Origin of the sequence: Agrobacterium deltaense RV3, from assembly GCF_900013505.1 — a bacterium.
Classification (GTDB): Bacteria; Pseudomonadota; Alphaproteobacteria; order Rhizobiales; family Rhizobiaceae; genus Agrobacterium; species Agrobacterium leguminum.
On sequence record NZ_LT009745.1, the window covers coordinates 2,770,458 to 2,796,011 of the forward strand.

29 protein-coding genes are annotated in these 25,554 nt (G+C 59.2%); 9 read left to right on the forward strand and 20 right to left on the reverse strand.

What is annotated here, in order from left to right; translation table 11 throughout:
• Positions 1-32 precede the first annotated feature (32 nt).
• Positions 33-1,409 (forward strand): MFS transporter, encoded by a 1,377-nt coding sequence (locus tag AGR7B_RS13845; RefSeq protein WP_080856878.1) that lies wholly within the window; start codon positions 33-35, stop codon positions 1,407-1,409.
• A 56-nt stretch (positions 1,410-1,465) separates the two neighbouring features.
• On the opposite strand, the gene phaR is transcribed toward AGR7B_RS13845, so the two are convergent.
• The gene (gene phaR / locus AGR7B_RS13850) at positions 1,466-2,041 is read right to left on the reverse strand and encodes a polyhydroxyalkanoate synthesis repressor PhaR (RefSeq protein WP_003520279.1); all 576 of its coding nucleotides are present in this window, start codon (positions 2,039-2,041) and stop codon (positions 1,466-1,468) included.
• 243 nt (positions 2,042-2,284) lie between these two features.
• Here phaR and AGR7B_RS13855 point away from each other — a divergent pair, with 243 nt between their 5' ends.
• From AGR7B_RS13855 to bfr, 4 genes are all read left to right on the forward strand, one after another.
• Positions 2,285-3,466 (forward strand): acetyl-CoA C-acetyltransferase, encoded by a 1,182-nt coding sequence (locus AGR7B_RS13855; RefSeq protein WP_080856879.1) that lies wholly within the window; start codon positions 2,285-2,287, stop codon positions 3,464-3,466.
• 171 nt (positions 3,467-3,637) lie between these two features.
• On the forward strand, positions 3,638-4,363 hold the full coding sequence (gene phbB, locus AGR7B_RS13860; RefSeq protein WP_003520276.1) for an acetoacetyl-CoA reductase: 726 nt from the start codon (positions 3,638-3,640) through the stop codon (positions 4,361-4,363).
• Positions 4,364-4,630: 267 nt separating this feature from the next.
• Positions 4,631-4,942 (forward strand): (2Fe-2S)-binding protein, encoded by a 312-nt coding sequence (locus AGR7B_RS13865; RefSeq protein WP_003505234.1) that lies wholly within the window; start codon positions 4,631-4,633, stop codon positions 4,940-4,942.
• Positions 4,908-5,393, forward strand: a complete 486-nt coding sequence (bfr, locus tag AGR7B_RS13870; protein WP_003520274.1) for a bacterioferritin — start codon at positions 4,908-4,910, stop codon at positions 5,391-5,393. Before AGR7B_RS13865 ends, bfr begins: the two co-directional genes overlap by 35 nt.
• A 42-nt stretch (positions 5,394-5,435) precedes the next feature.
• Here bfr and AGR7B_RS13875 read toward each other — a convergent pair whose 3' ends face one another.
• The 14 genes from AGR7B_RS13875 to rplU form a co-directional block, all read right to left on the reverse strand.
• Positions 5,436-5,948, reverse strand: coding sequence for an RNA pyrophosphohydrolase (locus AGR7B_RS13875; protein WP_020811992.1), 513 nt, complete (start codon positions 5,946-5,948; stop codon positions 5,436-5,438).
• Between the two features lie 46 nt (positions 5,949-5,994).
• The gene (locus tag AGR7B_RS13880; protein ID WP_080857109.1) at positions 5,995-7,194 is read right to left on the reverse strand and encodes a divergent polysaccharide deacetylase family protein; all 1,200 of its coding nucleotides are present in this window, start codon (positions 7,192-7,194) and stop codon (positions 5,995-5,997) included.
• A gap of 61 nt (positions 7,195-7,255) precedes the next feature.
• Complete coding sequence (locus tag AGR7B_RS13885; protein WP_035265249.1) at positions 7,256-8,584, reverse strand: S41 family peptidase; 1,329 nt, start codon at positions 8,582-8,584, stop codon at positions 7,256-7,258.
• On the reverse strand, positions 8,574-9,971 hold the full coding sequence (locus AGR7B_RS13890) for a murein hydrolase activator EnvC family protein (protein WP_080857110.1): 1,398 nt from the start codon (positions 9,969-9,971) through the stop codon (positions 8,574-8,576). The genes AGR7B_RS13885 and AGR7B_RS13890 overlap by 11 nt, the downstream gene beginning before the upstream one ends.
• 159 nt (positions 9,972-10,130) lie before the next feature.
• Entirely contained in the window at positions 10,131-10,613 is a 483-nt protein-coding gene (gene rlmH, locus AGR7B_RS13895) for a 23S rRNA (pseudouridine(1915)-N(3))-methyltransferase RlmH (RefSeq protein ID WP_035265250.1), read from the reverse strand.
• A 159-nt stretch (positions 10,614-10,772) separates the two neighbouring features.
• On the reverse strand, positions 10,773-11,216 hold the full coding sequence (gene rsfS / locus AGR7B_RS13900; protein ID WP_035236703.1) for a ribosome silencing factor: 444 nt from the start codon (positions 11,214-11,216) through the stop codon (positions 10,773-10,775).
• A gap of 113 nt (positions 11,217-11,329) precedes the next feature.
• Positions 11,330-11,914 carry a nicotinate-nucleotide adenylyltransferase gene (locus tag AGR7B_RS13905; RefSeq protein ID WP_065657029.1) on the reverse strand — a complete coding sequence of 195 codons (585 nt, stop codon included), beginning with the start codon at positions 11,912-11,914 and terminating at the stop codon, positions 11,330-11,332.
• 42 nt (positions 11,915-11,956) lie between these two features.
• A complete protein-coding gene (locus AGR7B_RS13910) occupies positions 11,957-13,243 on the reverse strand; it encodes a glutamate-5-semialdehyde dehydrogenase (protein WP_162934137.1) in 1,287 nt (428 codons plus the stop codon).
• Complete coding sequence (gene proB, locus AGR7B_RS13915; protein WP_059759775.1) at positions 13,236-14,405, reverse strand: glutamate 5-kinase; 1,170 nt, start codon at positions 14,403-14,405, stop codon at positions 13,236-13,238. The genes AGR7B_RS13910 and proB overlap by 8 nt, the downstream gene beginning before the upstream one ends.
• A complete protein-coding gene (obgE, locus tag AGR7B_RS13920) occupies positions 14,402-15,472 on the reverse strand; it encodes a GTPase ObgE (protein ID WP_035265258.1) in 1,071 nt (356 codons plus the stop codon). The genes proB and obgE overlap by 4 nt, the downstream gene beginning before the upstream one ends.
• 168 nt (positions 15,473-15,640) lie before the next feature.
• Positions 15,641-16,234, reverse strand: coding sequence for a GNAT family N-acetyltransferase (locus AGR7B_RS13925; protein WP_065656865.1), 594 nt, complete (start codon positions 16,232-16,234; stop codon positions 15,641-15,643).
• The gene (locus tag AGR7B_RS13930; RefSeq protein WP_003505256.1) at positions 16,231-16,863 is read right to left on the reverse strand and encodes a GNAT family N-acetyltransferase; all 633 of its coding nucleotides are present in this window, start codon (positions 16,861-16,863) and stop codon (positions 16,231-16,233) included. Before AGR7B_RS13930 ends, AGR7B_RS13925 begins: the two co-directional genes overlap by 4 nt.
• 131 nt (positions 16,864-16,994) lie before the next feature.
• Positions 16,995-17,264 (reverse strand): 50S ribosomal protein L27, encoded by a 270-nt coding sequence (gene rpmA, locus AGR7B_RS13935; protein ID WP_003492686.1) that lies wholly within the window; start codon positions 17,262-17,264, stop codon positions 16,995-16,997.
• Positions 17,265-17,304: 40 nt separating this feature from the next.
• Complete coding sequence (gene rplU / locus AGR7B_RS13940; protein WP_003492690.1) at positions 17,305-17,619, reverse strand: 50S ribosomal protein L21; 315 nt, start codon at positions 17,617-17,619, stop codon at positions 17,305-17,307.
• Between the two features lie 330 nt (positions 17,620-17,949).
• Here rplU and AGR7B_RS13945 point away from each other — a divergent pair, with 330 nt between their 5' ends.
• A complete protein-coding gene (locus AGR7B_RS13945) occupies positions 17,950-18,390 on the forward strand; it encodes a metallopeptidase family protein (RefSeq protein WP_003520258.1) in 441 nt (146 codons plus the stop codon).
• 19 nt (positions 18,391-18,409) lie between these two features.
• On the opposite strand, the gene AGR7B_RS13950 is transcribed toward AGR7B_RS13945, so the two are convergent.
• Positions 18,410-18,616 carry a DUF1737 domain-containing protein gene (locus AGR7B_RS13950; RefSeq protein ID WP_003505258.1) on the reverse strand — a complete coding sequence of 69 codons (207 nt, stop codon included), beginning with the start codon at positions 18,614-18,616 and terminating at the stop codon, positions 18,410-18,412.
• Positions 18,613-19,524 carry an HpcH/HpaI aldolase/citrate lyase family protein gene (locus AGR7B_RS13955; RefSeq protein ID WP_162934138.1) on the reverse strand — a complete coding sequence of 304 codons (912 nt, stop codon included), beginning with the start codon at positions 19,522-19,524 and terminating at the stop codon, positions 18,613-18,615. Before AGR7B_RS13955 ends, AGR7B_RS13950 begins: the two co-directional genes overlap by 4 nt.
• Positions 19,525-19,634: 110 nt before the next feature.
• On the opposite strand from AGR7B_RS13955, the gene AGR7B_RS13960 reads away from it, so the two are divergent.
• The 3 genes from AGR7B_RS13960 (at position 19,635) to leuB (ending at position 21,972) form a co-directional block, all read left to right on the forward strand.
• Complete coding sequence (locus AGR7B_RS13960) at positions 19,635-19,865, forward strand: hypothetical protein (RefSeq protein WP_065656863.1); 231 nt, start codon at positions 19,635-19,637, stop codon at positions 19,863-19,865.
• Positions 19,866-20,031: 166 nt separating this feature from the next.
• Positions 20,032-20,637, forward strand: coding sequence for a 3-isopropylmalate dehydratase small subunit (leuD, locus tag AGR7B_RS13965; protein WP_080856880.1), 606 nt, complete (start codon positions 20,032-20,034; stop codon positions 20,635-20,637).
• 222 nt (positions 20,638-20,859) lie between these two features.
• The gene (gene leuB / locus AGR7B_RS13970; RefSeq protein ID WP_080856881.1) at positions 20,860-21,972 is read left to right on the forward strand and encodes a 3-isopropylmalate dehydrogenase; all 1,113 of its coding nucleotides are present in this window, start codon (positions 20,860-20,862) and stop codon (positions 21,970-21,972) included.
• Here leuB and AGR7B_RS13975 read toward each other — a convergent pair.
• From AGR7B_RS13975 to cobA, 3 genes are all read right to left on the reverse strand, one after another.
• Positions 21,953-23,203, reverse strand: a complete 1,251-nt coding sequence (locus AGR7B_RS13975) for a cytochrome-c peroxidase (RefSeq protein ID WP_121490422.1) — start codon at positions 23,201-23,203, stop codon at positions 21,953-21,955. The two genes, leuB and AGR7B_RS13975, sit on opposite strands and share 20 nt — an antisense overlap.
• A gap of 222 nt (positions 23,204-23,425) precedes the next feature.
• Positions 23,426-24,742, reverse strand: a complete 1,317-nt coding sequence (locus AGR7B_RS13980; RefSeq protein ID WP_080856882.1) for a cobyrinic acid a,c-diamide synthase CobB — start codon at positions 24,740-24,742, stop codon at positions 23,426-23,428.
• The gene (gene cobA, locus AGR7B_RS13985) at positions 24,739-25,527 is read right to left on the reverse strand and encodes a uroporphyrinogen-III C-methyltransferase (RefSeq protein WP_080856883.1); all 789 of its coding nucleotides are present in this window, start codon (positions 25,525-25,527) and stop codon (positions 24,739-24,741) included. Before cobA ends, AGR7B_RS13980 begins: the two co-directional genes overlap by 4 nt.
• Positions 25,528-25,554: the final 27 nt, after the last annotated feature.

Sequence of the window (25,554 nt, forward strand, 5' to 3'; positions counted from 1 at the left end):
TTTTATTTCCCGATTTTCCGATAGGACGATGAATGACTGTCCCTTCCCCAAATGCGGAAACAGTGGTTGCCAAACGCGGCATCTGGGGCTGGGTGATGTTCGACTGGGCGGCGCAGCCGTTTTTCACGGTCGTCACGACCTTCGTTTTCGGGCCTTATTTCGTCGCACGGCTTACCGACGATCCGATTTCAGCGCAGGCGACATGGAGCAACATGGCGACGGTGTCTTCGATCATCATCGCCCTCTTCTCTCCCATTCTCGGCTCCATCGCTGACCAGTCTGGCGCACGCAAGCCGTGGATCGCCTTCTTTGCCGTCATCAAGATTGTTAGTCTATTTTCCCTGTGGTTTGCCGCACCCGGTTCGCCGCTCATCCTGCCAATCGTCTGTATGATCCTCGCCTCCATCGCGGCGGAATTTTCCATCGTCTTCAACGATTCCATGATGCCGCGGCTGACCAATCCGCAAAATGTCGGGCGTATCTCCAATCTCGCCTGGGGGCTCGGTTATCTCGGCGGGATGGTGGTGCTGACCGCCGTGGTGACGCTTCTGGCCGCAAGCCCTAAAACCGGGCTGACATTGGCCGGAATTACGCCGCTCTTAAGACTGGACCCCGCCAGCGGTGCGGATGCGCGAGTAACCGGGCCAATTGCCGCAATCTGGTATCTCGTCTTCATTCTACCAATGTTCCTGTTCACGCCCGATGCGAGAAGGGGCCTGCCCTTCGGCGTGGCGATCCGCTCAGGGCTTTCTGAACTTAACAACACGTTGCGTGAGCTGCGCAGCCGCCCGCTTCTGCTAAGATTTTTCATCGCCCGGATGCTGTATCAGGATGGCGTGAATGGGCTCATCATCCTCGGAGGAACGTTTGCTGCCGGAATGTTCGGCTGGGAGACTATGGAAATAGGCCTTTTTGGCATTTTGCTCAATATAGTCGCCATCGCAGGCTGTTTCACGGCCGGGCGGGTCGATCAGACACTCGGTTCTCGTATCACCATTCTGATGAGCCTGTCGCTCCTGCTGCTCGCGACGCTCGGACTCGTCTCGACGGACAAAGACTCCACCCTTTTCGGCCTGCTACAATTGTCGACCGCAGATAATGGCGGCATCTTCGCCACCGGCGCGGAAAAGGCCTATCTGCTTTATGGCGTTTTGATCGGCCTTGCCTTCGGCCCCGTTCAGGCCTCGTCACGATCTTATCTCGCCCGCAACATCACCGTGGCGGAGGCGGGCCGTTATTTCGGTATCTATGCGCTCTCCGGACGCGCCACCAGCTTCATGGCGACGCTGTCGTTTTCCATAGCAACCACAATAAGCGGCTCAGCCCATATCGGCATGGCGACGCTCATCGTATTTCTGGGATCCGGATTCCTGCTGTTGCTGCGCGTGCCGGAAAGAACGGCAGGCTGAAAATCTGAAGCAAAAGCCGATGCGGTTTGCTGAAACCGGGCATCGGCCCGACAGGATCAAAGCTGATCGAGCTTTTGCTGCAATGCGCGCAACTGCGCCTTCAGCTCATCGATTTCGGATGCATTCGGCTTGCGGGTTTCCTTGGGCGCCTGCGGCATTGCGAAAGGTGTGAAACCCTGCATCGCCTGCCGGAACAGTTCCGTATTGCGGCGGATCTGCTCTTCCATCATTTGCAGCGGCGCCTGAAAATTGCGGGCAAGCGAGCCATCGCCGAAAGCCTTGGCCATATGTTCCTGCATCTGGCTCTGCTGATCGGAAAAGGTCTTCATCGAATGTTCGAGAAATGTCGGCACGACCATCTGCATCTGGTCGCCGTAATAGGAGATCAATTGCCGCAGAAACGCCGTCGGCAGCAACGTATTGCCGGTTTTGGCCTCCTGTTCGACGATGATCTGCGTCAGCACCGCATGCGTGATGTCTTCGGAGGACTTGGCATCCTGAACCTTGAAGTCCTCGCCGCGCTTGACCATCTGCGCCAGATCATCGAGCGTCACATAGGTGCTGGTGCCGGTATTGTAGAGCCGCCGGTTGGCGTATTTTTTAATGATTGTTTCGCCGTCGTGTTTCGCCATGCCCGCCTCCTCGCGATGATGGTATTTTCTTGTTTTTTGGTGTTATTGCTCTTCCCGGTGCAAAGTGTATGCGCAAAACGAGCCCTCTGACAAATGTTTTGTGCATCGCAACAGTTTGTTTTTTGCGCAGCAATTTTCCGCAAGATTTTAGTGTGATTTAGCAACATCTTTTAAAGCAACTTTCGCCATTTGACTTGTATTGAAAGCTTTGCCAGTCTCCGCCCGCAAGTGAGGAGAAAACTGATGACCCTGCCTTCAATCGTGATTGCCAGCGCCGCGCGCACAGCCGTCGGCTCTTTCAATGGCCACTTCGCCAATACGCCAGCCCACGAACTCGGGGCGACCGTCATCAGCGCTGTGCTGGAGCGTGCCGGTGTCGCGGCAAACGAAATCGATGAAGTCATTCTCGGTCAGGTCCTGACGGCGGGTGAAGGGCAGAACCCGGCGCGGCAGGCTGCCATGAAGGCCGGCATTCCACAGGAAGCGACCGCCTTCGGCCTCAATCAACTCTGCGGCTCCGGTCTGCGTGCCGTGGCCCTCGGTATGCAGCAGATCGCGACCGGCGATGCGAACATCGTTATTGCCGGCGGCCAGGAATCCATGTCCATGGCGCCTCACTGCGCCCATTTGCGCGGCGGCGTGAAGATGGGCGATTTCAAGATGATCGACACCATGCTGAAAGATGGCCTCACCGACGCCTTTTATGGCTACCACATGGGCATCACCGCTGAAAACATCGCCCGCCAATGGCAGCTTTCCCGCGACGAGCAGGACCAATTCGCCGTCGCATCGCAAAACAAGGCCGAAGCCGCGCAAAGCGCTGGCCGTTTTGCAGATGAGATCGTGGCTTTCACGGTGAAGGGCCGTAAAGCCGATATCGTCATTGATACAGATGAGCATATCCGCGCCGGGGCTTCGCTGGAAACCATGGCCAAGCTGCGCCCCGCCTTCGACAAGGAAGGGACGGTCACGGCCGGCAATGCCTCCGGTCTGAACGATGGCGCCGCCGCCACGCTTTTGATGTCGGAACAGGAAGCAGGAAAGCGCGGCATCAGACCGCTCGCCCGTATCGCCTCCTGGGCGACGGCAGGCGTTGATCCACAAATCATGGGCACCGGCCCCATTCCCGCCTCCCGCAAGGCGCTGGCCAAGGCCGGCTGGTCGATCAGCGATATTGGCCTTGTGGAAGCCAACGAAGCCTTTGCGGCCCAGTCCTGCGCCGTGGTGCGCGAACTGGGCCTTGATCCTGCGATCGTCAACGTCAATGGCGGGGCGATTGCCATCGGTCATCCGATCGGCGCATCCGGTGCGCGTGTCCTCAACACCCTGATTTTCGAAATGCGCCGCCGTAACGTGTCGAAGGGTCTCGCAACGCTCTGCATCGGCGGCGGCATGGGTGTCGCCATGTGCATCGAAGCACTCTGAAACCGCCGCACGACTTGGCAAAAAGCAATTCCGGTTCAGCGCGCAATAGGGCAGAAGCGGCCTCCCATTGGCCGCATTTCTGTGGCCGGTGAGCACGACGAACAAGTTCTGCAAGATATGGAAGCATCCTCGCATATGCAGGCGCTTCAATGACAGGTCATGGAGGCCGATATGAGCCGGGTTGCGTTGATTTCCGGCGGGACGAGCGGCATAGGCGCCGCAATCGCCCGCGCCCTGCAGGCGGCCGGCTACCGGGTGGCCGTCAATTATGCCTTCACGACGGACAGGGCGGAAGCATTCCAGAAAGAAACCGGCATCCCCGCTTTTCAGTGGGACGTGCGCGACTATGACGCCTGCGTCAATGGCATAGCCAGGGTGGAAGAGACCTTCGGTCCCGTCGAGGTGCTCGTCAACAATGCCGGCATCACCCGCGATGCGATGTTCCATAAAATGTCGCCGCAGCAATGGCGCGAGGTTATCGATACCAACCTTACTGGCGTGTTCAACATGACCCACCCCGTATGGCCGGGCATGCGCGACCGCGGCTTCGGCCGCATCGTCAACATCTCCTCCATCAATGGCCAGAAAGGCCAGGCGGGACAGGCCAATTATTCCGCCTCGAAAGCGGGCGACATCGGGTTTACCAAGGCGCTCGCCCAGGAAGGCGCCAGCCGCAATATTACCGTTAACGCCATCTGCCCCGGCTATATCGGCACGGAGATGGTGAGAGCTATACCGGAGAAGGTTCTGGCAGAACGGATCGTGCCGCAAATTCCCGTTGGACGGTTGGGTGAGCCGGAAGAAATCGCACGCTGCGTTCTGTTTCTGGTTTCCGACGAGGCCGGTTTCATCACCGGTTCCACCATGACGGCCAATGGCGGACAATATTTCGCCTGAGGGCCGTCGATCCTGACTTCCCGGCCTCCTGAACCCAGTAAACTTTCCGTGATCTCGGCTTCAATAATCTTGCCGCGCACAAAAACTTGAAGATGAAACACTGGAATGACACGTAGCCTAAACTAATGAAAATACGATAGTTTTTGTATAGTTTAGAATGAGTCTAGAGAATCCTCAGCGACTCATTAAGAGGTTTTTCTTGACATTTGCTGTCCTGTTTTGGTTTAAGAACGAAAACAACGTGTTGCGTCATACAGGCAGTCCATCATGCTGGTTTGCAGCTGCAATTACATCACCGATCACGATATCCGGGACGTCATCAACGAGCTCCTCGACGAGGACTGTTGGCAGCTCATCGTTCCTGCAAAAGTGTATCACGCCATGGAAAAACGCGGCCGCTGCTGCGGCTGTTTTCCCACCGTTGTCGACCTGATCATCAAAACCACTGAAGAATATCATGCCCGTCGCCACTCGACTGAGGCCGATGTTTTTGATTTTATGTCCCGCCTGAAGCAATTCCATGAAGAGAACAGGAGAGCGGACATTGAAAGGCGACAAAAAAGTCATCGAGCGGCTTAACGAGGCCCTTTTTCTCGAACTCGGTGCGGTAAACCAGTACTGGCTGCACTATCGTTTGCTGGAAGACTGGGGCTACACGAAGCTCGCCAAAAAGGAACGTGCTGAATCCATCGAGGAAATGCAGCACGCCGACAAGCTGGTCGCACGCATCATCTTCCTTGAAGGCCATCCCAACCTTCAGACCGTCGCGCCCCTGCGCATCGGCCAGAACGTCAAGGAAGTTCTGGAATCCGACCTTGCCGGCGAATATGACGCCCGCACCTCCTACAAGAAATCGCGTGATATCTGTTATGAGGCCGGAGACTACGTCTCCATGAAGCTTTTCGAAGAACTGCTGATCGACGAGGAAGGCCATATCGACTTTCTCGAAACCCAGCTCGAACTGCTCGGCAAGATCGGCGAGGAAAAATACGGCCAGCTCAACGCCGATTCCGCCAACGAAGCGGAATAAGCACTGGCGACAAAACAGAAAAGGCGGCCTTGGCCGCCTTTTTTATTTGCCGGAAAGGTGCTGGAACTCCGCCACGACCTGCTCGTATACCGCGCGCTTGAACGGTACGATGAGCTCCGGTAGGCTTTCCATCGGCTTCCAGTCCCATGCGTCGAATTCGGCCGTGTGCCCGGTCGGCGGCGGATCGATCTGGATCTCGCTTTCGTCGCCTTCGAAACGGAACGCAAACCAGCGCTGTGCCTGCCCGCGATATTTGCCCCTGAGGCCGATACCGATCAGTTCGGGTGGCAGGTCATAGTGAATCCAGTCGCTCGCCTCCGCAAGCAGGCTCACCGTTTTCATGCCTGTTTCTTCGTAGAGTTCGCGAATGGCGGCCGTCAGAGGCCGTTCACCGTCATCGATGCCGCCCTGCGGCATCTGCCACAGATGCGGTGAGCCGTCATATTCGGAATTGCCTTCCTTGATGCGCCTGCCGGCCCAGACAAGGCCCTCGGCGTTCAGCACCATAATTCCCGCACAGGGACGGTAAGGCAAATCTTCTGCTTTGATTGTCATGGGAAACCCGCACTGTCTGAGCGCCAGAAATGGCCGCACGCAAGGTTTACTGCCCTGCCTGCCCGGAAACAAGCGCAGAAACACCGACAATCTCAATGCCGCGCCCGCCAGCCTCGCGCGACCACTTGGAGATCGCGGCAACGCTTTCATCGAAAGCCGAAGCAACGCCGATCGCCTGGCCGTTACGCCGTGCAATTCGCTCCAGTTCGTCCAGCTTGCGCAGAATGGCAGCTTCGGTGACTTCACTGTCGAGCAGAATATCGGCAAAACCCTGTGGCGCGGAAATCGCCTTGGCAATGCCGCCGCTCAGCGACTGCGCCGAAGAACCATCATCCAGAAACAGCAGGCCACGCTTGCCGATGTCGCGCATTACCGGCTCCAGTGCCGCCTGCTCGGCAAGGAAACGCCCGCCGAGATAATTCATGATGCCGGTGTAATTGGTGATCTTCGCCATGGAGCGATGCAGCCGGTCGATGTTGACCTTGGCGGGATCACCCGCCAGCAGCGTGTCCGGGCCGGGATTGGTGCCGGGGTAACCGAAAGGCTCAAGCGGTATCTGCAGAAGGATTTCATGTCCCTGTCGGCGCGCTTCCTGCATCCAGCGCTGCAGGCTGTTGCCGCTGGCGGCAAAACCGAGCGTCACCTCCGGCGGCAGCTCCCGGATCGCTTTTTGCGACCCCGTCTGGCTGAGACCCAGCCCGCCGACCACGATCGCCACCCGGGTGCCCCGTGCACCAGACCAGGGCCGCGCATATTGCTCCATCGGCCGCAAACCATCCCCACCGACAACCGGCAATTTGCCAAACGCGGTTTCTTCCAGCAGTTCCTCATTGGGTCGCGTCGCCATCCGCGGATCCTGACCATAGGTCTGGCCGCTCATCAGCACCGGTCCGTCACCGTCGCGCGGGCGGGGAGAGTAAACCGATACGACATTGCCGTCAGGCATCGTCTCGCGATTGATATTGGCGCCCGAGCGGCCGCTTTGCGGCTGGAGACCGGCGGCGTCGCCGGGAGTCGTTACATCGGCCGGTGCGATTTCAGGCGTCTTTTCGGCAAGCTGAGGCTGTGCATCCGGCCCGTTCGCCGTCTTCTGCAAATTGCCGGGCGAAAGCGCCGTATAGACCGACAGGCCGCCGATTGAGAAAACCGCAAGCACCGACAGAGCCATAATGACGGAAAAGCGCCGGTTGATACCGGCGCTTTTTTTCTGACGACCCAGAAGCGGTTTTCGCAGGTCCGAAGGCAATGAACGATCCGTCCAAACGGTTGGGCAGTAATGGAATGCGCCGGCTGACCGGCGCACTATCTTACTGCTTGTTGACCACAGCCTTTTCCGGGTTCGGCGGGAAAGACGGATCCGTCTTTGTGCCGCGCAACAGGTCCAGAGCATAGTTGAGCTGGATGTCGTCCTTGGCTTCCGGCGGAACATAAGCGGAGGAACCCGAACCTTCGTCGGTTTCGCTCTGACCCTTGATGTGGCCGGAAAGACCGGATTCACCTTCGGTGGTCACCTTGCCCTGCAACTCGGGCGGCAAGGGCTGTTCGACCTTGATGTCAGGCTCAATGCCCGTACCCTGGATCGATTTACCCGACGGCGTATAATAGAGCGCCGTGGTCAGGCGCAGCGCGCCCGCCTCGCCGAGCGGAATGATCGTCTGGACCGAACCCTTGCCGAAGGAACGCGTGCCGACCACGGTCGCACGGCGCAGATCCTGCAAGGCGCCGGCAACGATTTCCGAAGCCGAAGCCGAACCGCCGTTGACGAGCACGATTACCGGCTTGCCATCGGTCAGATCGCCAGCCGTCGCGTTGAAGCGGCGGGTCTCGTCAGGGTTACGGCCACGGGTCGAAACGACCTCGCCGCGCTCGAGGAAGGCGTCGGAGACATTGATCGCCTGATCGAGCAGACCGCCCGGGTTGAGGCGAAGGTCGAGCACATAGCCCTTCAGCTTGTCGGCCGGCACATCCGCCTTGATCTTCTTGATCGCCTTTTCGAGATCGTCATAGGTCTTCTCGGTAAAGGAGATGACGCGCAGATAACCGACATTGTCGCCCTCGACGCGGGACTTCACCGCGCGAACGGCAATGACATCGCGCATGACGGTGAATTCGAGCGGCTTGTCAGCGCCCTGGCGGATGATCGTCAGCTTGATCGGCGTTTTCACCGCGCCGCGCATCTTTTCGACCGCCTGTTCCAGCTTCAGGCCACGAACCGGCGTACCGTCAATTTCCGAAATGAAGTCGCCGGCGAGAATGCCTGCACGGGAAGCCGGTGTATCGTCGATCGGCGTAATGACCTTGACGAGCTCGTTCTCCATGGTCACTTCGATGCCGAGACCGCCGAATTCACCCTTGGTCTGGGTGCGCATGTCGTTGGCATCCTTGGCATTCATGAAGCTCGAATGCGGATCGAGCGAGCTCAGCATGCCGTTAATGGCATTTTCCACCAGCTTCTCGTCATCCGGCGGCGTCACATATTGTGCGCGCACGCGCTCGAACACATCGCCAAAGATCGACAGTTCCTTATAGGTCGAAGGCCCGGCCGCCTGTGCCGGCATGCTCGCCGAATAAATCACGCTCATCGCCGTGGCGCCCATAAGCCCACCGATAAGGAGAAGCGAAACCTTACGAATCATTGTGCGCCCTTCCGGTATTTTTTGCGGTCCACCACGGCTGAGAATCAACCGGTACACCATCTTTCCTGAACTCAATGTAGAGCGTTGGCCTGTCGGTTTCCAGCGCCAATGCTGCTGCACTCGCTACTCTTTTTGCACCCATGGAGGCGATGGGCTCTCCGGAGAACACGAACATTCCCTGCCGCGTCCTCACATTGTCCATGCCCGTCATCACCACATGATATCCATCACCCGTATTGAGGATGATCATCCGGCCATAACTGCGAAAATCTCCGGCAAACACCACGAAGCCGTCTGCAGGCGCCGTCACGATGGCTTCCGGTCCGCTCGCGACGACAATTCCCTTGGAAAAGTGGCCCGTTCCGTCCGCATCGCCGAAGCGCCGCAACACTTCGCCGGTAACCGGCAGCTCCAGCTTTCCCTTCAAACTCGCGAACGGATATGCGGGCGCAATACGGTTTTTATCGGGCATTCCAGCCTCGGCCGCGGCCCGCTCCTTTTCGCGTTCCGCTTCCGAAAGACGGGCCAGACGCTGCTCTTCCGCCCGCGCCTTTTCCATAGCCTCCCGCACCGAGGTAATCTCGCCTTCAAGCGAACTTACCAGCCCCTCGAGGCTCGTCGCCTTGCTTGCAAGCTCCTCAGATCGCTTGCGTTCCGCCTCCAGCTCCGCCGCCGTCTGGGTGTTCTTGCGGTCATTTTCGGCAATCAGCAGGTCGAGGCGTTTTTCCTCTTCCAGACTTGCCGTCATCATACCCGTAAGATCGTCCTTTTCGCGAGCGATTGCCTGTCTCAGATCGGTCAATTCTTTGAGAGCGGCAACCAGCTTGTCGGTTTCACCGCGAATGCCGGGCACAACGGCGCCGAGAAGAATGGCGCTTCGCACGGACGCCAGCGCATCCTCCGGCGAGACGAGAAGGGCGGGGGGCGGGTTTCGGCCCATGCGCTGCAACGCCGCCAGAACCTCCGCCAGCACGCCGCGTCTTTCCCGCAGCGACGCCTTGACGCCATCCTCGCGCACGGAAAGCTTGGCCAGGCGATCCTCACCGTCGCTGATCTTGGTTTCCAGCGCCTTGCGCCGGGCGGCCGATGCGATCAGCTCTTCCCGGATGCGGGCGCTGTCCTGATTGAGGGAGGCGATGCTTTCCTCAAGCTTCCTTGTCTTGTCTTCCGAAAGACCGATGCTGTCGACCAGCTCCTCCAGATCCTGCCGGTTCTGGTCGCGGCGCTTCTCCAGCGTTTGCAGCGCATCCGGCGACGAATCATCGCCTGCGGCGGGAACGGCGCCCGCATCGTCGCGCGAATAGGTCGGACCGATCCCCATGACGAAAGCAGCAATAACCGCGCCCGCAAGGGCAGCGTGCCGTTTTCGTTGAGGCCTGTTGTCCATGTGAACTTTCTTTGATGCCGAAGCAGAAGCGCCGATATTAGGGATTTTGCTGCGATCTTCCAAGAGGCCCTGGAAAGGCCGCTGCCAAAGCCGTGCGCTGTCAGCGGTGTCGCGAAGCTTCATGTTGAAATTGAGACAATTCTCCGAATCGAAACCCGATCAAACGCGATGATAGGGATGACCGGAGAGGATCGTGACGGCACGGTAAAGCTGCTCTGCGATCAGGATACGAACGATCTGATGCGGCCATGTCAGCTTGCCGAGATTGAGAACAGCCGTCGCCTTGTCGTAGAGCGCGGGATCGAGCCCATCGGCTCCGCCTATGGCGATCACGAGGTCTCGCTTGCCGCTATCGCGCAAATCGCCAAAGAACGAAGCAAAGGCAGGACTGTCCAGCGCCTTTCCGCGCTCGTCCAGCAGCACGAGGGCAGCACCATCGGCCAGATGTTTTTCCAGCATCGCGGCTTCTTCGCGCTTGCGGGTCTCCGCATTGGAAGCGCGGCTTTCGGCAACCTCGATCACCCGCGAAAACTCCAGCCCGATCGCCGGGCCGGTCTTTGCCAGACGCTCGATATAACGGGCCGCAAGATCCTTTTCGGGGCCGGATTTCAGCCGTCCCACCGCAAAAATTGAAATCCGCATCGCAAACCTGCATTCGTCGTGACCCAACAGGGTCACGCTCTTAACAGCATAGCCTGCGGATTCCTATGCGGCCGGTCTGATTTCCGGCCAGAGGCACCGTTTCCGAAGTCAGATATGATCTTCGGCAAAAGCGATGCACTCGCTCAAAGGCTCACCGCATCAATGCAGCGTCTCTTCCGGCATGTCCGGCGTCGCCCACATTTTTTCAATGTTGTAGAAGGCGCGGATTTCCGGGCGGAACACGTGAACGATGATGTCGCCGGTATCGATCAGCACCCAGTCTCCGGTCTCGAGACCTTCGACGCGGGCGTTTCCGAACCCTTCATCCTTCATGTCCTTGAGAAGATGCTCGCAAATCGCCGAAACATGCCTGTTCGACCGCCCGGAGACCACGACCATGTAGTCCGCAAGCGCCGATTTTCCGGCAATGTTGAGAGAGACGATATCTTCAGCCTTGGAGTCCTCGAGGCTCGCGAGGACGGTTTCGAGGGCATGGCCGGCGGCATCGGCGCCACTGTCCTGGCCCTTCGGGATAGCAACAAATGCTCTTCCCTTGGCGTGTACTGTTGTCAGAGGTTTTCCTTTCCAAGAATGACAAAACAGGTACTGGCGACGCGATTCTCTGCGTCCCACAATAAAGGTGGCATCAAAGCATTAACTTTTCAAGATATGGACCCTTCGACACCCGGCACATACATCATTTGTGATCGAAGGCGTCATTTACGACCGTTGCGCAGCGCCGTGGAGCTGAGCGTCGAGCGCGGACCGTGAATGAAGACCCAGGCAGGGGCCGCTTTTTTCCACAAAACGCCGGCATCGTCCTCATCCACCCGTGCATGGCTGAAGGCCTGCGCCATGGTGGAGGAAAGATAAGAGAGCGTGGAACCTGGCCGATCGATCACGGCAATCGGAAATGTCTCCGCGATCCGCCGCCATTTCTGCCAGCGATGGAAGCTTTTCAGATTATCCGCTCCCATGATCCAGATGAAACGGACATGCGGATTTTTCGCCTTCACCTTGGCGAGCGTATTGGCCGTATAGCTCATCCCCAGTGATTTTTCGAACGCCGTCACCTTGATGCGCGGGTCGTGAACCAGCTTTTCGCAGGCGGCGATGCGCTCCTCCAGAGACGCCAACTCCGAACGGCTTTTCAGCGGATTGCCTGGCGTCACCATCCACCACAGCTGATCGAGACCGAGCCTGCGCAGCGCAATCTCTGCAACAAGCGCGTGACCGGCATGTGGCGGATTGAAAGAACCACCGAACAGGCCGACAACCATGCCGCGCTCCACATGCGGCATGGTGAGATAACGTCTGTCGAGGCGCTTGTCAGCCGGCAAATATCAGATCCGTGTCTGGCCGGTGCCATGCACCCGGTATTTGAACGAGGTGAGCTGCTCGACGCCGACCGGGCCGCGCGCATGCATCTTGCCCGTGGCAATGCCGATTTCAGCACCCATGCCGAATTCGCCGCCGTCCGCGAACTGCGTCGAGGCATTGTGCAGGAGAATGGCCGAATCGAGTTCGTTGAAGAAGCGCGCGACTACATCGGGATCCTCGGCGATAACCGCCTCGGTGTGGTTGGACGAATAGGTGCCGATATGCTCGATCGCGCCTGAAATACCCTCCACCACGGCGACCGAAATGATCGCATCGAGATATTCAGTGCGCCAGTCCTCTTCCGTTGCCGGCGTGAGACCCGCCACCACGTCGCGAACGGCCTGCGAACCGCGCACTTCGCAGCCGGCTTCGATCAAGGCCTTGACGAGCGGCGCAAGATGGGTGGAAACGGCAGCGGCATCCACCAGCAGCGTCTCAGCCGCCCCACAAATACCGGTGCGGCGCATCTTGGCGTTGACGACGATACGTTTCGCCATGTCGAGATCGGCCGATTTGTCGATATAGACATGACAAATGCCTTCCAGATGCGCGAAGACCGGCACACGGGCTTCCGACTGCACCCGCGCCACGAGGCTTTTGCCGCCGCGTGGCACGATGACGTCAACCGTGCCGTTCAGGCCGCTGAGAAGCGCGCCGACAGCGGCGCGGTCGGTCACCGGCACCAGCTGAATGGCATGCTCGGGAAGACCGGCTATCTTCAGACCTTCCACGAGGCAGGCATGGATAGCACGCGATGAATGTTGCGAATCCGAGCCGCCGCGCAGGATAACGGCATTGCCCGCCTTCAGGCACAATGCGCCGGCGTCCGCCGTCACGTTCGGGCGGCTTTCGTAGATCACGCCGATGACGCCGAGCGGCGTGCGCACGCGCTCGATCTTCAGCCCATTCGGACGATCCCAGGCGGCGATGACTTCACCGACCGGATCGGGCAGCGCCGCAACCGAACGGATGCCTTCGGCAATACCGGCGATCCTTGCATCGTTGAGGGTCAGCCTGTCCACGAAGGAAGCGGCAAGGCCTGCGCTTTCCGCCGCGGCCAGATCTTTCCTGTTGGCGGCAAGGATCGCATCCCTGGATGCCTCGATGGCGGAGGCCATGGCAAGCAGCGCGCGGTTCTTCTGGTCTGTGCCGGCGATGGATAACGGTCGCGAAGCAGCTTTCGCCTGAGCGCCGATGGTGATCATCAGCGCGTCAATATCATGGCTCTGCTTCACGGCCTGTTCAGGCATGGACCTCATCCTTCTTTGCATTTTTAACTTTGACGGCAGCGCCCGTCATCACCAGATCGTCACGATGAATCATGGCCGCCCGCCCGACATAACCGAGGATCGCCTCGATCTCGTTGGACTTGTGACCGATAATAAGGCGCGCCTCTTCAGCATCGTAACCCGCAAGACCACGAGCGACTTCACGACCTTCCGCACCGATAATGGCGATTGCATCACCACGGCCGAAATTGCCCTTCACCAGTCGCACACCCGCCGGAAGCAGGCTTTTTCCGGCATAAAGAGCCTTTTCCGCACCGGCATCCACATGGATTTCACCAGCCGGCTGCAATTGCCCGGCAATCCAGGTCTTGCGCGCCGTCACCGGCGTGCCCGAAGGCGCAAACCATGAGGAGCGCGCGCCATTTTCAATAGCCTTCAAAGGATTAAGCGTCTTGCCGGAAGCGATGATCATGCCGCAGCCGGCAGCCGTCGCGATCTTGCCCGCGTCGATCTTGGTGCGCATACCGCCGCGTGACAGCTCGGATGCCGCACCGCCTGCCATGGCCTCGATTTCGGGGGTAATATCGGCAATCGTCTCAAGGAATTTCGCGTCGGGATCGAGATGCGGCGGAGCCGTGTAAAGCCCGTCAATATCCGAAAGCAGCACCAGAAGATCGGCGCCCGTCATGGTCGCCACACGCGCCGCCAGACGGTCATTGTCGCCATAACGGATCTCGGTGGTCGCCACGGTATCGTTTTCATTGATGATCGGGATAGCGCCGATCTTCAGCAACTGGTTGATGGTGGCGCGCGCATTGAGATAACGGCGACGCTCTTCGGTATCGGAGAGCGTCAGAAGAATCTGGCCGGCGACGATCTCATGCCGCGACAGGCTTTCCGACCATGCCCGCGCCAGCGCGATCTGGCCGACAGCCGCCGCCGCCTGGCTTTCTTCCAGCTTCAATGCACCGGAAGGCAGGCCAAGCACGGTGCGGCCAAGCGCGATGGCGCCCGAAGACACAACCTGCACATCCGCGCCATTTTTCTTCAGCGCGGCGATATCCTCGCAGATGGCGTCGAGCCAGTCTTTCTTGAGACCGGTCTTCCGGTCCACCAGAAGCGCCGACCCGATCTTGATGACGATCCGGTGATGGCTCGCCAGCGGCTTGCGCGTCAGGCTCATAGGCGGTCGTCCTCTTCCTCGGCCTCGCTGTCCTCATGCGGCATCGACCGGTCGGGCAGGGCGGTTTCGCCGCCATTGCTCGCCGAGACGATGACATCGCGAAGGGCGCGCAGCGCTTCCGTCATGCCGATATGGGCGGCAGCGGAGAGAAGTAGCGGGGGACGGCCGCAGGCCTTCTCCAGTTCCTTGGCTTTCTTTTTCAGCTCTTTTTCATCAAGCACGTCGATCTGCGACAGCGCCACGATTTCCGGCTTGTCGGTCAGCCCGCCGCCATAGGCGTCCAGCTCGGCCTTAACGGTCTTATAGGCCTTGCCGACCTTTTCTTCCTGCGCGGAAACGAGATGCAGAAGCACACGGGTACGCTCCACATGGCCGAGGAAACGGTCACCGATGCCCACACCCTCATGCGCGCCTTCGATGAGGCCGGGAATATCGGCCAGCACGAATTCACGGCCATCGATTGTCGCGACGCCTAGGTTCGGATGCAGCGTGGTGAAAGGATAGTTGGCAATCTTCGGTCGCGCGCGGGTAACTGTCGCAAGGAAAGTGGACTTACCCGCATTCGGAAGGCCAACGAGACCCGCATCAGCGATCAGCTTCAGCCGCAGCCAGACAGTTTTTTCCTCGCCTGCAAGGCCGGGATTGGCGTGCGTCGGCGCCTGATTGGTCGACGACTTGAAATAGGCATTGCCGAAGCCGCCGTTGCCGCCGGCGGCAAGGCGAAAACGCTGGCCTTCCTTGGTAAGGTCAACGATCAGCGTCTCATTGTCTTCCTCGAAGATCTGTGTACCGACGGGCACCTTCAGCACCACATCCGAGCCCTTGGCGCCGGTGCGGGTCTTGCCCATGCCGTGCTGTCCGATCGAGGCCTTGAAATGCTGCTGGAAACGGAAATCGATCAGCGTGTTGAGGCCGTTGACCACCTCAACCCAGACATCGCCGCCGCGTCCGCCATCGCCACCGTCAGGACCGCCGAATTCGATGAATTTTTCGCGCCGGAAGGAAACGGCGCCCGCGCCACCGTCACCGGACTTGATATAGACTTTTGCTTCATCGAGAAATTTCATCGGACTGCCGTTCTGTCGGTTTGCGGACGCAACAATCTTGCCATTGCGTCGAACAAAAATATCGTCGTTTCGAATACAAGCGCTTCTCCGCAAGGTCAAAGACTATCGTGCGGGAAGCCCATGCGCGACACAAGGCCGGTTTGGATCAAACCGGCCTTGTAATGCTCCTCAAGTACGATGCGGCGGAATGAAATCTTCAGCCGTGATCATCGTATCGATATGCGCCACCATGGCGGCGCGCGCCGTGGCATAGATTTGGTGGCAGCCGGTCACCCGGAAGCCAAGTTTCTCCTGCACACGCAGCGAAGCGGGGTTATCCGCAAACACGCCGGAATGCAGAACCACTCCGGGCATACGGCGGAAGAACCGCTCGACCACGGCTGCCACCGCCTCGGTCATGTAACCCTTGCCCCAGTAGAAGCGGTTCAGCCAGTAGCCGAGATGCCACTCGCCGTGCCGCAATTCCACCGAGACGACGCCAATCAGAGTGTCGTCACCGCTGGTAATGGCGAAATCCCAGTCGGGCAGCGTGCCAGAGGTGCGCAAGACCAGCCATTCCAGCGCATCCTGCTTGTGGTAGGGCGCCGGGACGCGGGCCAACATTCTGGTCACGGCGAAATCGCCAAGCGATTCCGCAATGCTGCCGGCATCGGAAAGCCGCTGCGGCCGCAGCACCAGACGCTTTGTCTCGATGACAGGGCAGGGGCCGGGCGGCGCCACGGCAGTGGCGGCGCGGCGACGGGTAAGCTCTATCGTGCTCATCCCATATCCCCCCAGCTCTTCAGCGAAACCCAGGTCTTGCGGTCCAGCCTGTACCATTCGACCGGCACCATGCCGCCAAGCGCCAGCGAACCGACCATGCCGGAGCCCTGGAACTGGAAACCGCATTTCTGGATGACGCGGCGCGACGCGATGTTGGTGACCCGGCAACGGGCATCGATCTGGTCGATTTCACGCGTGCGGAAGGCCATGTCGATCAGCGCATGCGCGGCTTCCGTCATGTAACCCCGGTTCCAGTAGGGTTCCCCCAGCCAGTAACCGATCTCCAGCGTCTTTTCGTCTTCCTGGGGTTCGAGCGCGCAGCAGCCCAGAAACTCGCCATTATCCATGCGGGTAATCGCATAGACGCACTTGCCAATCTCGCCAGCTTTGGAGCGTCGCACAAAATCCGCGGCGTCTTTCGCCGTGTAGGGGTGCGGCATACGCGACACCATGGTCGCGATATTGGCATTGTTGGCAAGATGGGCAAGGGCGTCGATGTCTTCTTCGTGAGGCTTGCGTAAAACCAGCCTCTGCGACAGTAAAACGGGGCAATCGCTCCTCGACCGATCGGGCCTCGGCCGCTCTTCGGGTGACCGTGATTGGTCGACCCTCAACAATTCAGCTTGCATGGTTCAGTCCCTCCATGAGGTTAAAGAAAAAGGGGAGTTGGGTGGTGCCCCATCTCCCCTGTTTTCTTGACTGGACCTGATACGTCTCAGCCGGGTCGATGGGACACCGGCTGCATATGACGCTTACCGGCTTATTCTGCGGCTTCCGCTTTCGGGGCCACGGATACGAATACGCGGCCGTTGGCCTTCGTACGGAAGTTCACGTTACCTGCGGTCAGTGCGAAAATCGTGTGGTCCTTGCCGATGCCAACATTGGCGCCCGGATGCCACTGCGTGCCGCGCTGACGCAGAATAATGTTGCCTGGAATGACAGCTTCGCCGCCGAACTTCTTTACGCCAAGGCGCTTGGATTCGGAATCGCGACCGTTACGCGATGAACCGCCAGCTTTTTTGTGTGCCATTGGAGTTCTCCTTTAAACCTTGTTTCCCGTGTCGCGCCGATCAGGCAGCAACGATGTCCGTGATGCGGACGACAGTGTGATGCTGACGATGGCCGCGCGAACGCTTGGAGTTCTGACGACGACGCTTCTTGAAGGCGATGACCTTCTTGCCGCGATTGTGCTCGACAACTTCAGCCTTGACGATGGCGCCCTTGACGAAGGGAGCACCGAACTTGGCGTCGGCGCCTTCGCCAACAACGAGAACTTCGGTGAATTCTACAGTTGCGCCTGCCTCTGCTTCCAGCTTTTCGATGGTCAGCACGGCGTCGGCCGCTACGCGGTACTGCTTACCGCCGGTCTTGATGACTGCGAACATTTTTTATCCTTTCATGTTCGTTCCGGCTCTGCCCGCAAATGCAAGCTGGCCGTCTTTTTATCAGTCGGAGTAGCGGAAATCCGTCAGGACTGAATGCCCTTTTGAATGTCTGCCGGTGAAGCCGCCTTTTGAAGGGCGGAATAAACAGAAGGCGCACTACGCCATCAATTTGGGTGCCGATTACGCGAGACGCCCGTTTATGTCAAGATGACGACGGCTTGAAAAGTAACTGTAACGCCAAGAATTTCATGCTTTTTCGGCGGGTGAAGCAGTCGGGTCTCGAAATTTGTCCAGCAAGTGTTTATATGGGCCTTCCAACAAGGAGCAGAAATGGCCCGCATAGACCAGACCGACGATTGGCGGGACCGCCATGCGCCGACACTTTCCGCCTTCGAGTCGCTTGCGATCGAGGCATATGGCCACCTGCCGGAAGAATTTCGCGCACTGACGAAAGATCTCATCATCGAGATCGCCGATTTTCCGACCGATGACGTGTTCGAAGACATGGCGCTCGAAACACCCTTCGATCTTCTCGGACTGTTCGAAGGACGCGGCATCTCCGAACGTTTCACCATGGAAACGGGTGAGATGGTGAACCGCATCACGCTTTATCGCCGTCCCATTCTCGACTACTGGGCCGAGAACGAGGAAACCCTGGGCGACATCATCACCCATGTCCTCATCCACGAGATCGGCCATCATTTCGGCCTGTCGGATGACGACATGGAGCGGATCGAAGAAAGCGCCGACGAGGCCGCCGCCGATCGCTGATCGGGGCGGCTACCGCCGCTCACTGCTCGCCGAGCTTCATATCCGGATGGTATTCCTTGCCCTCGACCACCTTGGTCACGGCCTGGCCGCAATGCATGACGCCGCTTGCGGCGTTGAAGGCATAGCTTGGCGAACCCGCGAGCTCCCAACCCTTGTTCAGTGCTTCCGTGACCCGGTGACAGAATTTCGCGTCGTCCGGACCGGTTATGAAACGATAGACCTTCACGTCTTATTTGCCTCTCTTTGTGCGATGATATCGGCCATGGCGACCAGCCTTTCGGCCTGCCCCACATGCAGCCGCTCGATCATGCGGCCGTTCATGTTGATGACGTTCAATTCCACAGATTCGAGTTTTGCGAAAGCGGCAATGATCTCGCGGGCTTCCGCAACCGCTGCCCGGTCCGGGGCGAAGCACCGGTTGGCCGGCTCGATCTGTGCCGGATGGATCAGCATCTTGCCATCGAACCCCATGGCGCGACCCTGCACACATTCGGCTTCGAAAGCGGCGATATCGCGGAAATCGTTCGAGACGCTGTCGATGACATCCAGACCATAGGCACGGGCGGCAAGCACCACCTGCATCATCCAGGACACGAGATAAGTGCGTCCGGGAAGGGCCGGCACCCGCGTTTCCTTGCGCAGATCGTTGAGCCCGATGACAAAAGACGAAAGCCGCGCATCCGGCGTATGGGCCGCGTCAGCAATCGAGGCGGCATTCAGGACACCAAGCGGCGTTTCGATCATCGCCCAGATTTTCAGGTGCTCCGGCGCATCCGCCTCGGCCAGAAGATCGGCCACATCGTGAATATCGGCCGGCTGCTCCACCTTCGGCAAAAGAATTGCATCCGGCCGGCAGGAAAGCACAAGCTGCAAATCCGCCTTACCGTCGGGCGTGGAAAGCGGGTTGATGCGGATAATGATCTCGCCCGCTGCAAAGGGCGCTTGCGAAAACAGCTTTTGCAGATTGTCCCGCGCCTCGTCCTTCATCCCGGGCGCGACCGAATCCTCCAGATCGAGGATCACTCCGTCACAATCGAGATAGCGGATTTTTTCCAGTGCCCGGACATTGATGGCCGGCACGGAGAGCAACGAACGACGTGGTCTCACAAGAATATTTTCGGAAAAGTTGACCATGCCGCACTTGTGTCAAGCTTTTGTGACATCTGCAAGCTGACAATCCACTGAATCCTCTTGCAAGCCGGAAGAAGAAGGCCCACATTCGTCTGGATAGAAAGGTTTGGATCATGCAAGGCATACGTTCGTTTTTCATCGCCGCATCCGGCATTGCAATTCTGGCGATAGTCGCCCTTTTCACCGCGTCGCTCACGGTCGCTTTTATCGGCGTGCTCGCGGTTCTCAGTACTGCCCGCCTGCTTTCCGCGCGTCTGAAGCCGGCCCCCATTCCGGTCAAGCCCCGTAACCAGCGCGATATGCGCGTCTGGAACGACGGCAAGGGCACGATTATCGATCTCTGAGATCGTCTCGAATCGGCAAAAATGCCAGAGCGCCGCGCGCGGCGTACCGAAGAACGCGGGTTTGCGCTTCTAAAGTGATGAGTTTTGCAGTATTTCCCGGCAGAACACGTCCGGTGAGCTTTAACCAGCCCCGGATTTTGTTGAAGGGAAACACGGGAAGCGACAGATGGAAAAATTCACCAAGCTGACGGGCGTTGCCGCGCCCATGCCGGTGGTCAATATCGACACCGACATGATCATTCCGAAAGACTATCTGAAGACCATCAAGCGCACCGGCCTTGGCAAGGGCCTCTTCGCCGAGTCGCGTTATCTTGAGGATGGTTCGCCCAATCCGGATTTCGTACTGAACAAGCCCGCCTACCAGAACGCCCAGATTCTCGTAGCCGGTGACAATTTCGGTTGCGGCTCCTCGCGCGAACATGCGCCATGGGCGCTTCTCGATTTTGGCATCCGCTGCGTGATCTCCACCAGCTTCGCCGACATCTTCTACAATAACTGTTTCAAGAATGGCATCCTGCCGATCGTCGTCAGTCCCGAGAACCTCGAAAAGTTGCTGGACGATGCGTCGCGCGGATCGAACGCCGTTCTCTCCGTCGATCTGGAAAGTCAGAAAATCAGCGGCCCCGATGGCGGCACGATCACCTTCGAGATCGACGAATTCAAGCGCCATTGCATGCTGAACGGTCTGGACGATATCGGCCTGACGCTCGAACATTCGGGCGCCATCGACACGTTCGAAAAGGCAAACGCCTCGGTCCGCCCCTGGGCCTGACCACATTTCCGCTCTTCAAAAAAGCCGATCCCGTACCAAACAGTACCGGATCGGCTTTTGCTTTGCTTGAAAAGCACTTGAGGCGGAGATAAGAAGCCTCCGATCCCATCCGGCCACGATACGACTTCTCATGTGCAGGAGGGAAACGAGTTTGACGCCGCGTTCGCCGCAATCGAAAACCCTTTGGGATGTTTTCCGGCGCACCGCCCAAGGAGGGTTCTCATGACAGTCCGTTCGCTTTTCCTGCTGCCCGGTGACGGTATCGGCCCCGAAGCCATGGCCGAAGTTCGCAAGCTGATCGATTATATGAACAGCGCGCACAATGCCGGCTTCACCGTTGCGGAAGGTCTGGTCGGCGGCTCTGCTTATGACGCCCATGGCGTCGCGATTTCCGATGCGGATATGGAAAAGGCGCTTGCCGCCGATGCGATCCTGTTCGGCGCCGTCGGCGGCCCTAAATGGGATGGCGTCCCCTACGAGCACCGCCCGGAAGCCGGTCTGCTTCGCCTGCGCAAGGATCTCGAACTTTTCGCCAATCTGCGCCCGGCCATCTGCTACCCGGCGCTTGCCGCGGCCTCTTCGCTGAAGCCGGAACTGGTCGAAGGCCTCGATATCCTCATCGTCCGCGAGCTGACGGGCGGTGTTTATTTCGGTGAGCCGAAGCAGATCATCGATCTCGGCAACGGCCAGAAGCGCGGCATCGACACGCAGATTTACGACACTTTCGAGATCGAGCGTATCGCCAGCGTCGCTTTGGAACTGGCCCGCACCCGCGACAACCGCGTCTGCTCGATGGAAAAGCGCAACGTCATGAAATCCGGCGTTCTTTGGAACCAGGTGGTCACCGAAACCCACGCCGCCAAGTTCAAGGATGTTCAGCTGGAACATATGCTGGCCGATGCCGGCGGTATGCAGCTGGTGCGCAAGCCCAAGCAGTTCGATGTGATCGTAACCGACAACCTCTTCGGCGACATGCTCTCCGACGTCGCCGCCATGCTCACCGGCTCGCTCGGTATGCTGCCGTCCGCTTCGCTCGGCGCGCCTGACGCCAAGACGGGCAAGCGCAAGGCCATGTATGAGCCGGTCCACGGTTCGGCCCCGGATATTGCCGGCAAGGGCATCGCCAACCCCATCGCCATGATCGCGTCCTTCGCCATGTGCCTGCGTTACTCGTTCAACATGGTGGATGAGGCAACGAAGCTCGAAGCAGCGATCGCAAACGTGCTGGACAAGGGCATCCGCACCGCCGACATCATGGCCGAGGGCAGCCGTCAGGTCGGCACCTCCGAAATGGGCGACGCGGTTCTCGCCGAATTCAAGGCGCTTTCGGCGTAACGCTCGACGAAACCGGCTGGGCAGGCGGCACCTTTGCCTGCCCATCTTCCTTCGGCAGAAGATGCTCATATCTTTTGTCAGTCAGCGTCTTCAGAAAGGCGACGATGGCGTCCACACGCTTGTCGTCCAGCGCCGGAGCGGATGTCAGTTCCGCCATGGCGATATTTTCAGGCACTTCCGGCGCATCCCACGTCTTGCCCGTTTCCGGATTGATCTGGCGGCTCGGCTTCTTGCTTTTATATTTCACATAAAACAACACTACCGTACGCAAATCCTTGAACACGCCATTGTGCATGTAAGGACCGGTGACGGCGACATTGCGCAGCGTCGGCACCTTGAACTTGCCACGCTGGGCGGCATCGCCGGCAACTTCCGGATTTTGCGCCAGACCCAGATCGACCGCGCCCGGTTTGGAGCCGTTCACGGCCCGAACCGATGTATTGGCGGGAACGCCGATGTTGAAATATTTGTGGTTGGTGAAGAGGCCGTCTTCCAGACCCCTAGCGCCACGGATTTCATGGCAGGTATTGCAATTGGTGAATTGCGTCGAGGAGATCAGAACCCGACCCAGCTCTTCCTGATCGGTCAGCTTCTCCTCACCGCGCAGGAAGCGGTCATATTTGGAATCGAAGGTGGAGAACTCATCCGAACGCTCAAAGCTCGCCAGCGCCTTCGTCATCGCGGCATAGGCGGTGTCGTCGCTTTCAAAAACATCCTTGCCGAACTGCGTGCCGAAAGCCGCGACATAGTCCGGGTTTTCCCTGAGCCGTTTGACGACCGAGGCCTTGTCCGGCATGCCCATTTCGAGGGGATTGAGCGGCGGACCGCCCGCCTGATCTTCAAGCAGGGAGGCGCGGCCATCCCAGAACTGCCCGCCGACATACTCTCCCGCCGCATTCCTGCCGAATGGCGGCGTGAAGCGAGCATAAGCTGCAGTCGGCGCGTTGCGGTCGCCCAGTGAAATGCCGTCATCGCCAAGCGATACATCCCGTCCCACCTTGTCGCTCTCCCGCGCATCGGAAAAACCGGCGGCCTGCATATGGCAGGTGGAACAGGCCATGGTGCGGTTTATCGAAAGATTGGGGTCGTCGAATAGCGCGGCACCCAGCTTTTCCAGCGTCGCATAGTCTTCACCGCCGTGGGCAGCCATACCATCGACACCGGTGCCCAAGGGGGCCAGCAGAATGGATGCGGCAAGAGCAGCGGAGACAAAAAATCCGGGTTTCATCATCGGTAGGCACGCTCGATATAAATGCGCGAGAGCAGGTTCGGACCGGGACATATGAAGCGGCTTTCGGTCCTGCCGCGCTTCACCGAACATGGATCACGGGAGATAACTCCGTGCTTCCATGCCCTATAAAGAAATCTATAGCACTTTCCCGTGATCCAGGCCTACAAACTTTCGCAGCTTGGTCCACTTTGCCGCAGGTCCACGGACCAAACCCGGAAACGATCAACTGCCTCTGGCGATGGCATGGAAAAAGGTGCCCGAGACAAACCCTCTTCTGCCACCTGATGGCCCGAGCGGACGACCCTGCCCGTCCGCAATCTGGGCGAAGGGCTCATCGCGACCGGGATCGGTAACCCGAGCATAATGGAATTCATGGCCGCGCAGAACATCTCCCACCGCGCCGAGCGGTCCGCTTGCCGCGATTGTTGCCTGCCGGTAGCCGAGATTCATCTTGCGCGTCGCGAAGCTGGTGGCATGCGACAGAAGCCCGGTCATGGCATGGGTCACGCCATCCGCATCTTCCAGCGCCTCGCCCAGCACCATGTAGCCGCCGCACTCGCCATGAACAGGCTTTGCCGCGGCAAAGCGGGCAATACCCGCCTTGAAACCAGCCGCATCCGCAAGCTTTCCGGCAAAAAGCTCGGGATACCCACCCGGCAGCCAGCAGATATCGCAGCTCCCGTCGGGCGCCTCATCCGCGAGCGGCGAGAACGGCACGATCTCGGCCCCGGCCGCCTGCCAATGCTTTCTGAGATGCGGATAAAGGAAAGTGAACGCCGCATCCTCTGCCAGCGCGATGCGCTGGCCGGGCGGTGCAATCGCCGCGTCCACCGAGCCAGAAGGCACATTCACCGGCGCGGCGAGTGAAAGCAGGGCATCGAGATCGATGGATTTTTCCATCGCATCCGCGAGCCGTTCGATATGCGCATCGATTTCCGGATGTTCGCTGGCCTGCACCAGCCCCAGATGCCGTTCAGGCAGGATGAGCGAAGGATCACGCAGCACACAGCCGGCAACAGGAAGGCCGATTTTTTCGATGGCTTCCGTGCACAGCGTCCGGTGTCTTTCGCTGCCCGCCCGGTTCAGCACCACCGCCGCCATGGTAACGGCCGGATCGTAGTGGGCAAAACCATGGGCGACGGCAGCGGCCGTCTGCGATTGGCCGGACACATCCAGCACCAGCAACACGGGAATGCCGAACAGCCGCGCCAAATCCGCCGCCGAACCTGTGCGATTTTCCGCAACCGGAATGCCGTCGAACAGGCCCATGGCGCTTTCGATCAGAACAAGCTCCGTATCCTCGGCCTGCTGCGAAAACAGGTGCCGCAGCAATTCCGGCCGCATGGCCCAGCTGTCCAGATTGAGGCCGGCTGTGCCGGTGGCGAAGGTATGGAAACCGGGATCGATGTAGTCAGGCCCGGTCTTGATGCCGCGCACCTTGATGCCGCGTCGGGCAAAGGCCCGGAGCAGACCGATAGTTACGCTGGTCTTGCCGGAACCCGAACGCGGCGCACCGATGATGATCGCCCGCGCCGTCATGAGCCGGAAACTCCAAGACGCGCCCGCATCGAAACAATCTCGCCGATGACGATCAAAGCCGGCGCTTCGAAATTTTGCCTGATTGCATCGTCAGCTATGCTTTTCAGCGAGCCGATGAAAATCCGCTCCTGCGCTGTCGTTGCCGACATAATGACGGCGACCGGCGTTTTGGCGGAACGGCCACCCTGCATCAGAAGGCTGGCGATCGTGCCGATATTCTTGAGCCCCATATAAACGACGATGGGTTCGCGTGTTTTCGCCAGCGCCAGCCAGTCCAGATCCTCTTCGGTGCCCGCCGCGTGGCCCGTGGCCAGCGTCACCGCGCGGCTGATGCCGCGCATGGTGGCGGGGATGCGGGCGGAAGCAAGCGCGGTGAACGACGAGGTCATGCCCGGCAATATGCGGAACGGAATGCCGGCATGGACAAGCGCCTCCGCCTCTTCACCGCCGCGCCCGAAAATAAAGGGATCACCGCCCTTCAGCCGCAGCACCTTTTTGCCTTGGCTAGCGAAATCGATCAGCGAAGCAGTAATGTCATCCTGCGTCGCAGAAGGCTTGCCACCCCTTTTGCCCGCAAACACAATCTCCGCCTGCGGACCAAGCGCTATGACTTCGTCGCTCACCAGCGCATCGCGCACGATAATATCGGCCTGAGACAGCGCGAGCGCCACTTCCAGCGTCAGATAACGCACATCGCCCGGCCCTGCGCCCGCGAGCCAGACGTGGCCGGCTTCGAAGACCGGACCTTTTGCGGCAATGCTGTTCAAAATCTGCGCTATCGACATTCTTCCTGGCTGCTTTTTAACGATGAC

Excerpts from the sequence above, each read along its gene's own strand:
- AGR7B_RS13930 (WP_003505256.1), bottom strand. The coding sequence starts at position 16,863 with ATGCAAGCTGAATTGTTGAGGGTCGACCAATCACGGTCACCCGAAGAG.
- leuD (WP_080856880.1), top strand. The coding sequence starts at position 20,032 with ATGGAAAAATTCACCAAGCTGACGGGCGTTGCCGCGCCCATGCCGGTG.
- rlmH (WP_035265250.1), bottom strand. The coding sequence starts at position 10,613 with ATGCGGATTTCAATTTTTGCGGTGGGACGGCTGAAATCCGGCCCCGAA.
- cobA (WP_080856883.1), bottom strand. The coding sequence starts at position 25,527 with ATGTCGATAGCGCAGATTTTGAACAGCATTGCCGCAAAAGGTCCGGTC.
- AGR7B_RS13855 (WP_080856879.1), top strand. The coding sequence starts at position 2,285 with ATGACCCTGCCTTCAATCGTGATTGCCAGCGCCGCGCGCACAGCCGTC.
- rpmA (WP_003492686.1), bottom strand. The coding sequence starts at position 17,264 with ATGGCACACAAAAAAGCTGGCGGTTCATCGCGTAACGGTCGCGATTCC.
- AGR7B_RS13945 (WP_003520258.1), top strand. The coding sequence starts at position 17,950 with ATGGCCCGCATAGACCAGACCGACGATTGGCGGGACCGCCATGCGCCG.
- AGR7B_RS13975 (WP_121490422.1), bottom strand. The coding sequence starts at position 23,203 with ATGATGAAACCCGGATTTTTTGTCTCCGCTGCTCTTGCCGCATCCATT.
- AGR7B_RS13960 (WP_065656863.1), top strand. The coding sequence starts at position 19,635 with ATGCAAGGCATACGTTCGTTTTTCATCGCCGCATCCGGCATTGCAATT.
- AGR7B_RS13905 (WP_065657029.1), bottom strand. The coding sequence starts at position 11,914 with ATGCCGCATGTGGAGCGCGGCATGGTTGTCGGCCTGTTCGGTGGTTCT.
- AGR7B_RS13845 (WP_080856878.1), top strand. The coding sequence starts at position 33 with ATGACTGTCCCTTCCCCAAATGCGGAAACAGTGGTTGCCAAACGCGGC.
- AGR7B_RS13890 (WP_080857110.1), bottom strand. The coding sequence starts at position 9,971 with ATGGACAACAGGCCTCAACGAAAACGGCACGCTGCCCTTGCGGGCGCG.
- AGR7B_RS13925 (WP_065656865.1), bottom strand. The coding sequence starts at position 16,234 with ATGAGCACGATAGAGCTTACCCGTCGCCGCGCCGCCACTGCCGTGGCG.
- proB (WP_059759775.1), bottom strand. The coding sequence starts at position 14,405 with ATGAGCCTGACGCGCAAGCCGCTGGCGAGCCATCACCGGATCGTCATC.
- AGR7B_RS13910 (WP_162934137.1), bottom strand. The coding sequence starts at position 13,243 with ATGCCTGAACAGGCCGTGAAGCAGAGCCATGATATTGACGCGCTGATG.
- AGR7B_RS13955 (WP_162934138.1), bottom strand. The coding sequence starts at position 19,524 with ATGGTCAACTTTTCCGAAAATATTCTTGTGAGACCACGTCGTTCGTTG.
- AGR7B_RS13875 (WP_020811992.1), bottom strand. The coding sequence starts at position 5,948 with ATGACAATCAAAGCAGAAGATTTGCCTTACCGTCCCTGTGCGGGAATT.
- AGR7B_RS13865 (WP_003505234.1), top strand. The coding sequence starts at position 4,631 with ATGCTGGTTTGCAGCTGCAATTACATCACCGATCACGATATCCGGGAC.
- AGR7B_RS13980 (WP_080856882.1), bottom strand. The coding sequence starts at position 24,742 with ATGACGGCGCGGGCGATCATCATCGGTGCGCCGCGTTCGGGTTCCGGC.
- phbB (WP_003520276.1), top strand. The coding sequence starts at position 3,638 with ATGAGCCGGGTTGCGTTGATTTCCGGCGGGACGAGCGGCATAGGCGCC.
- rplU (WP_003492690.1), bottom strand. The coding sequence starts at position 17,619 with ATGTTCGCAGTCATCAAGACCGGCGGTAAGCAGTACCGCGTAGCGGCC.
- leuB (WP_080856881.1), top strand. The coding sequence starts at position 20,860 with ATGACAGTCCGTTCGCTTTTCCTGCTGCCCGGTGACGGTATCGGCCCC.
- AGR7B_RS13885 (WP_035265249.1), bottom strand. The coding sequence starts at position 8,584 with ATGATTCGTAAGGTTTCGCTTCTCCTTATCGGTGGGCTTATGGGCGCC.
- obgE (WP_035265258.1), bottom strand. The coding sequence starts at position 15,472 with ATGAAATTTCTCGATGAAGCAAAAGTCTATATCAAGTCCGGTGACGGT.
- phaR (WP_003520279.1), bottom strand. The coding sequence starts at position 2,041 with ATGGCGAAACACGACGGCGAAACAATCATTAAAAAATACGCCAACCGG.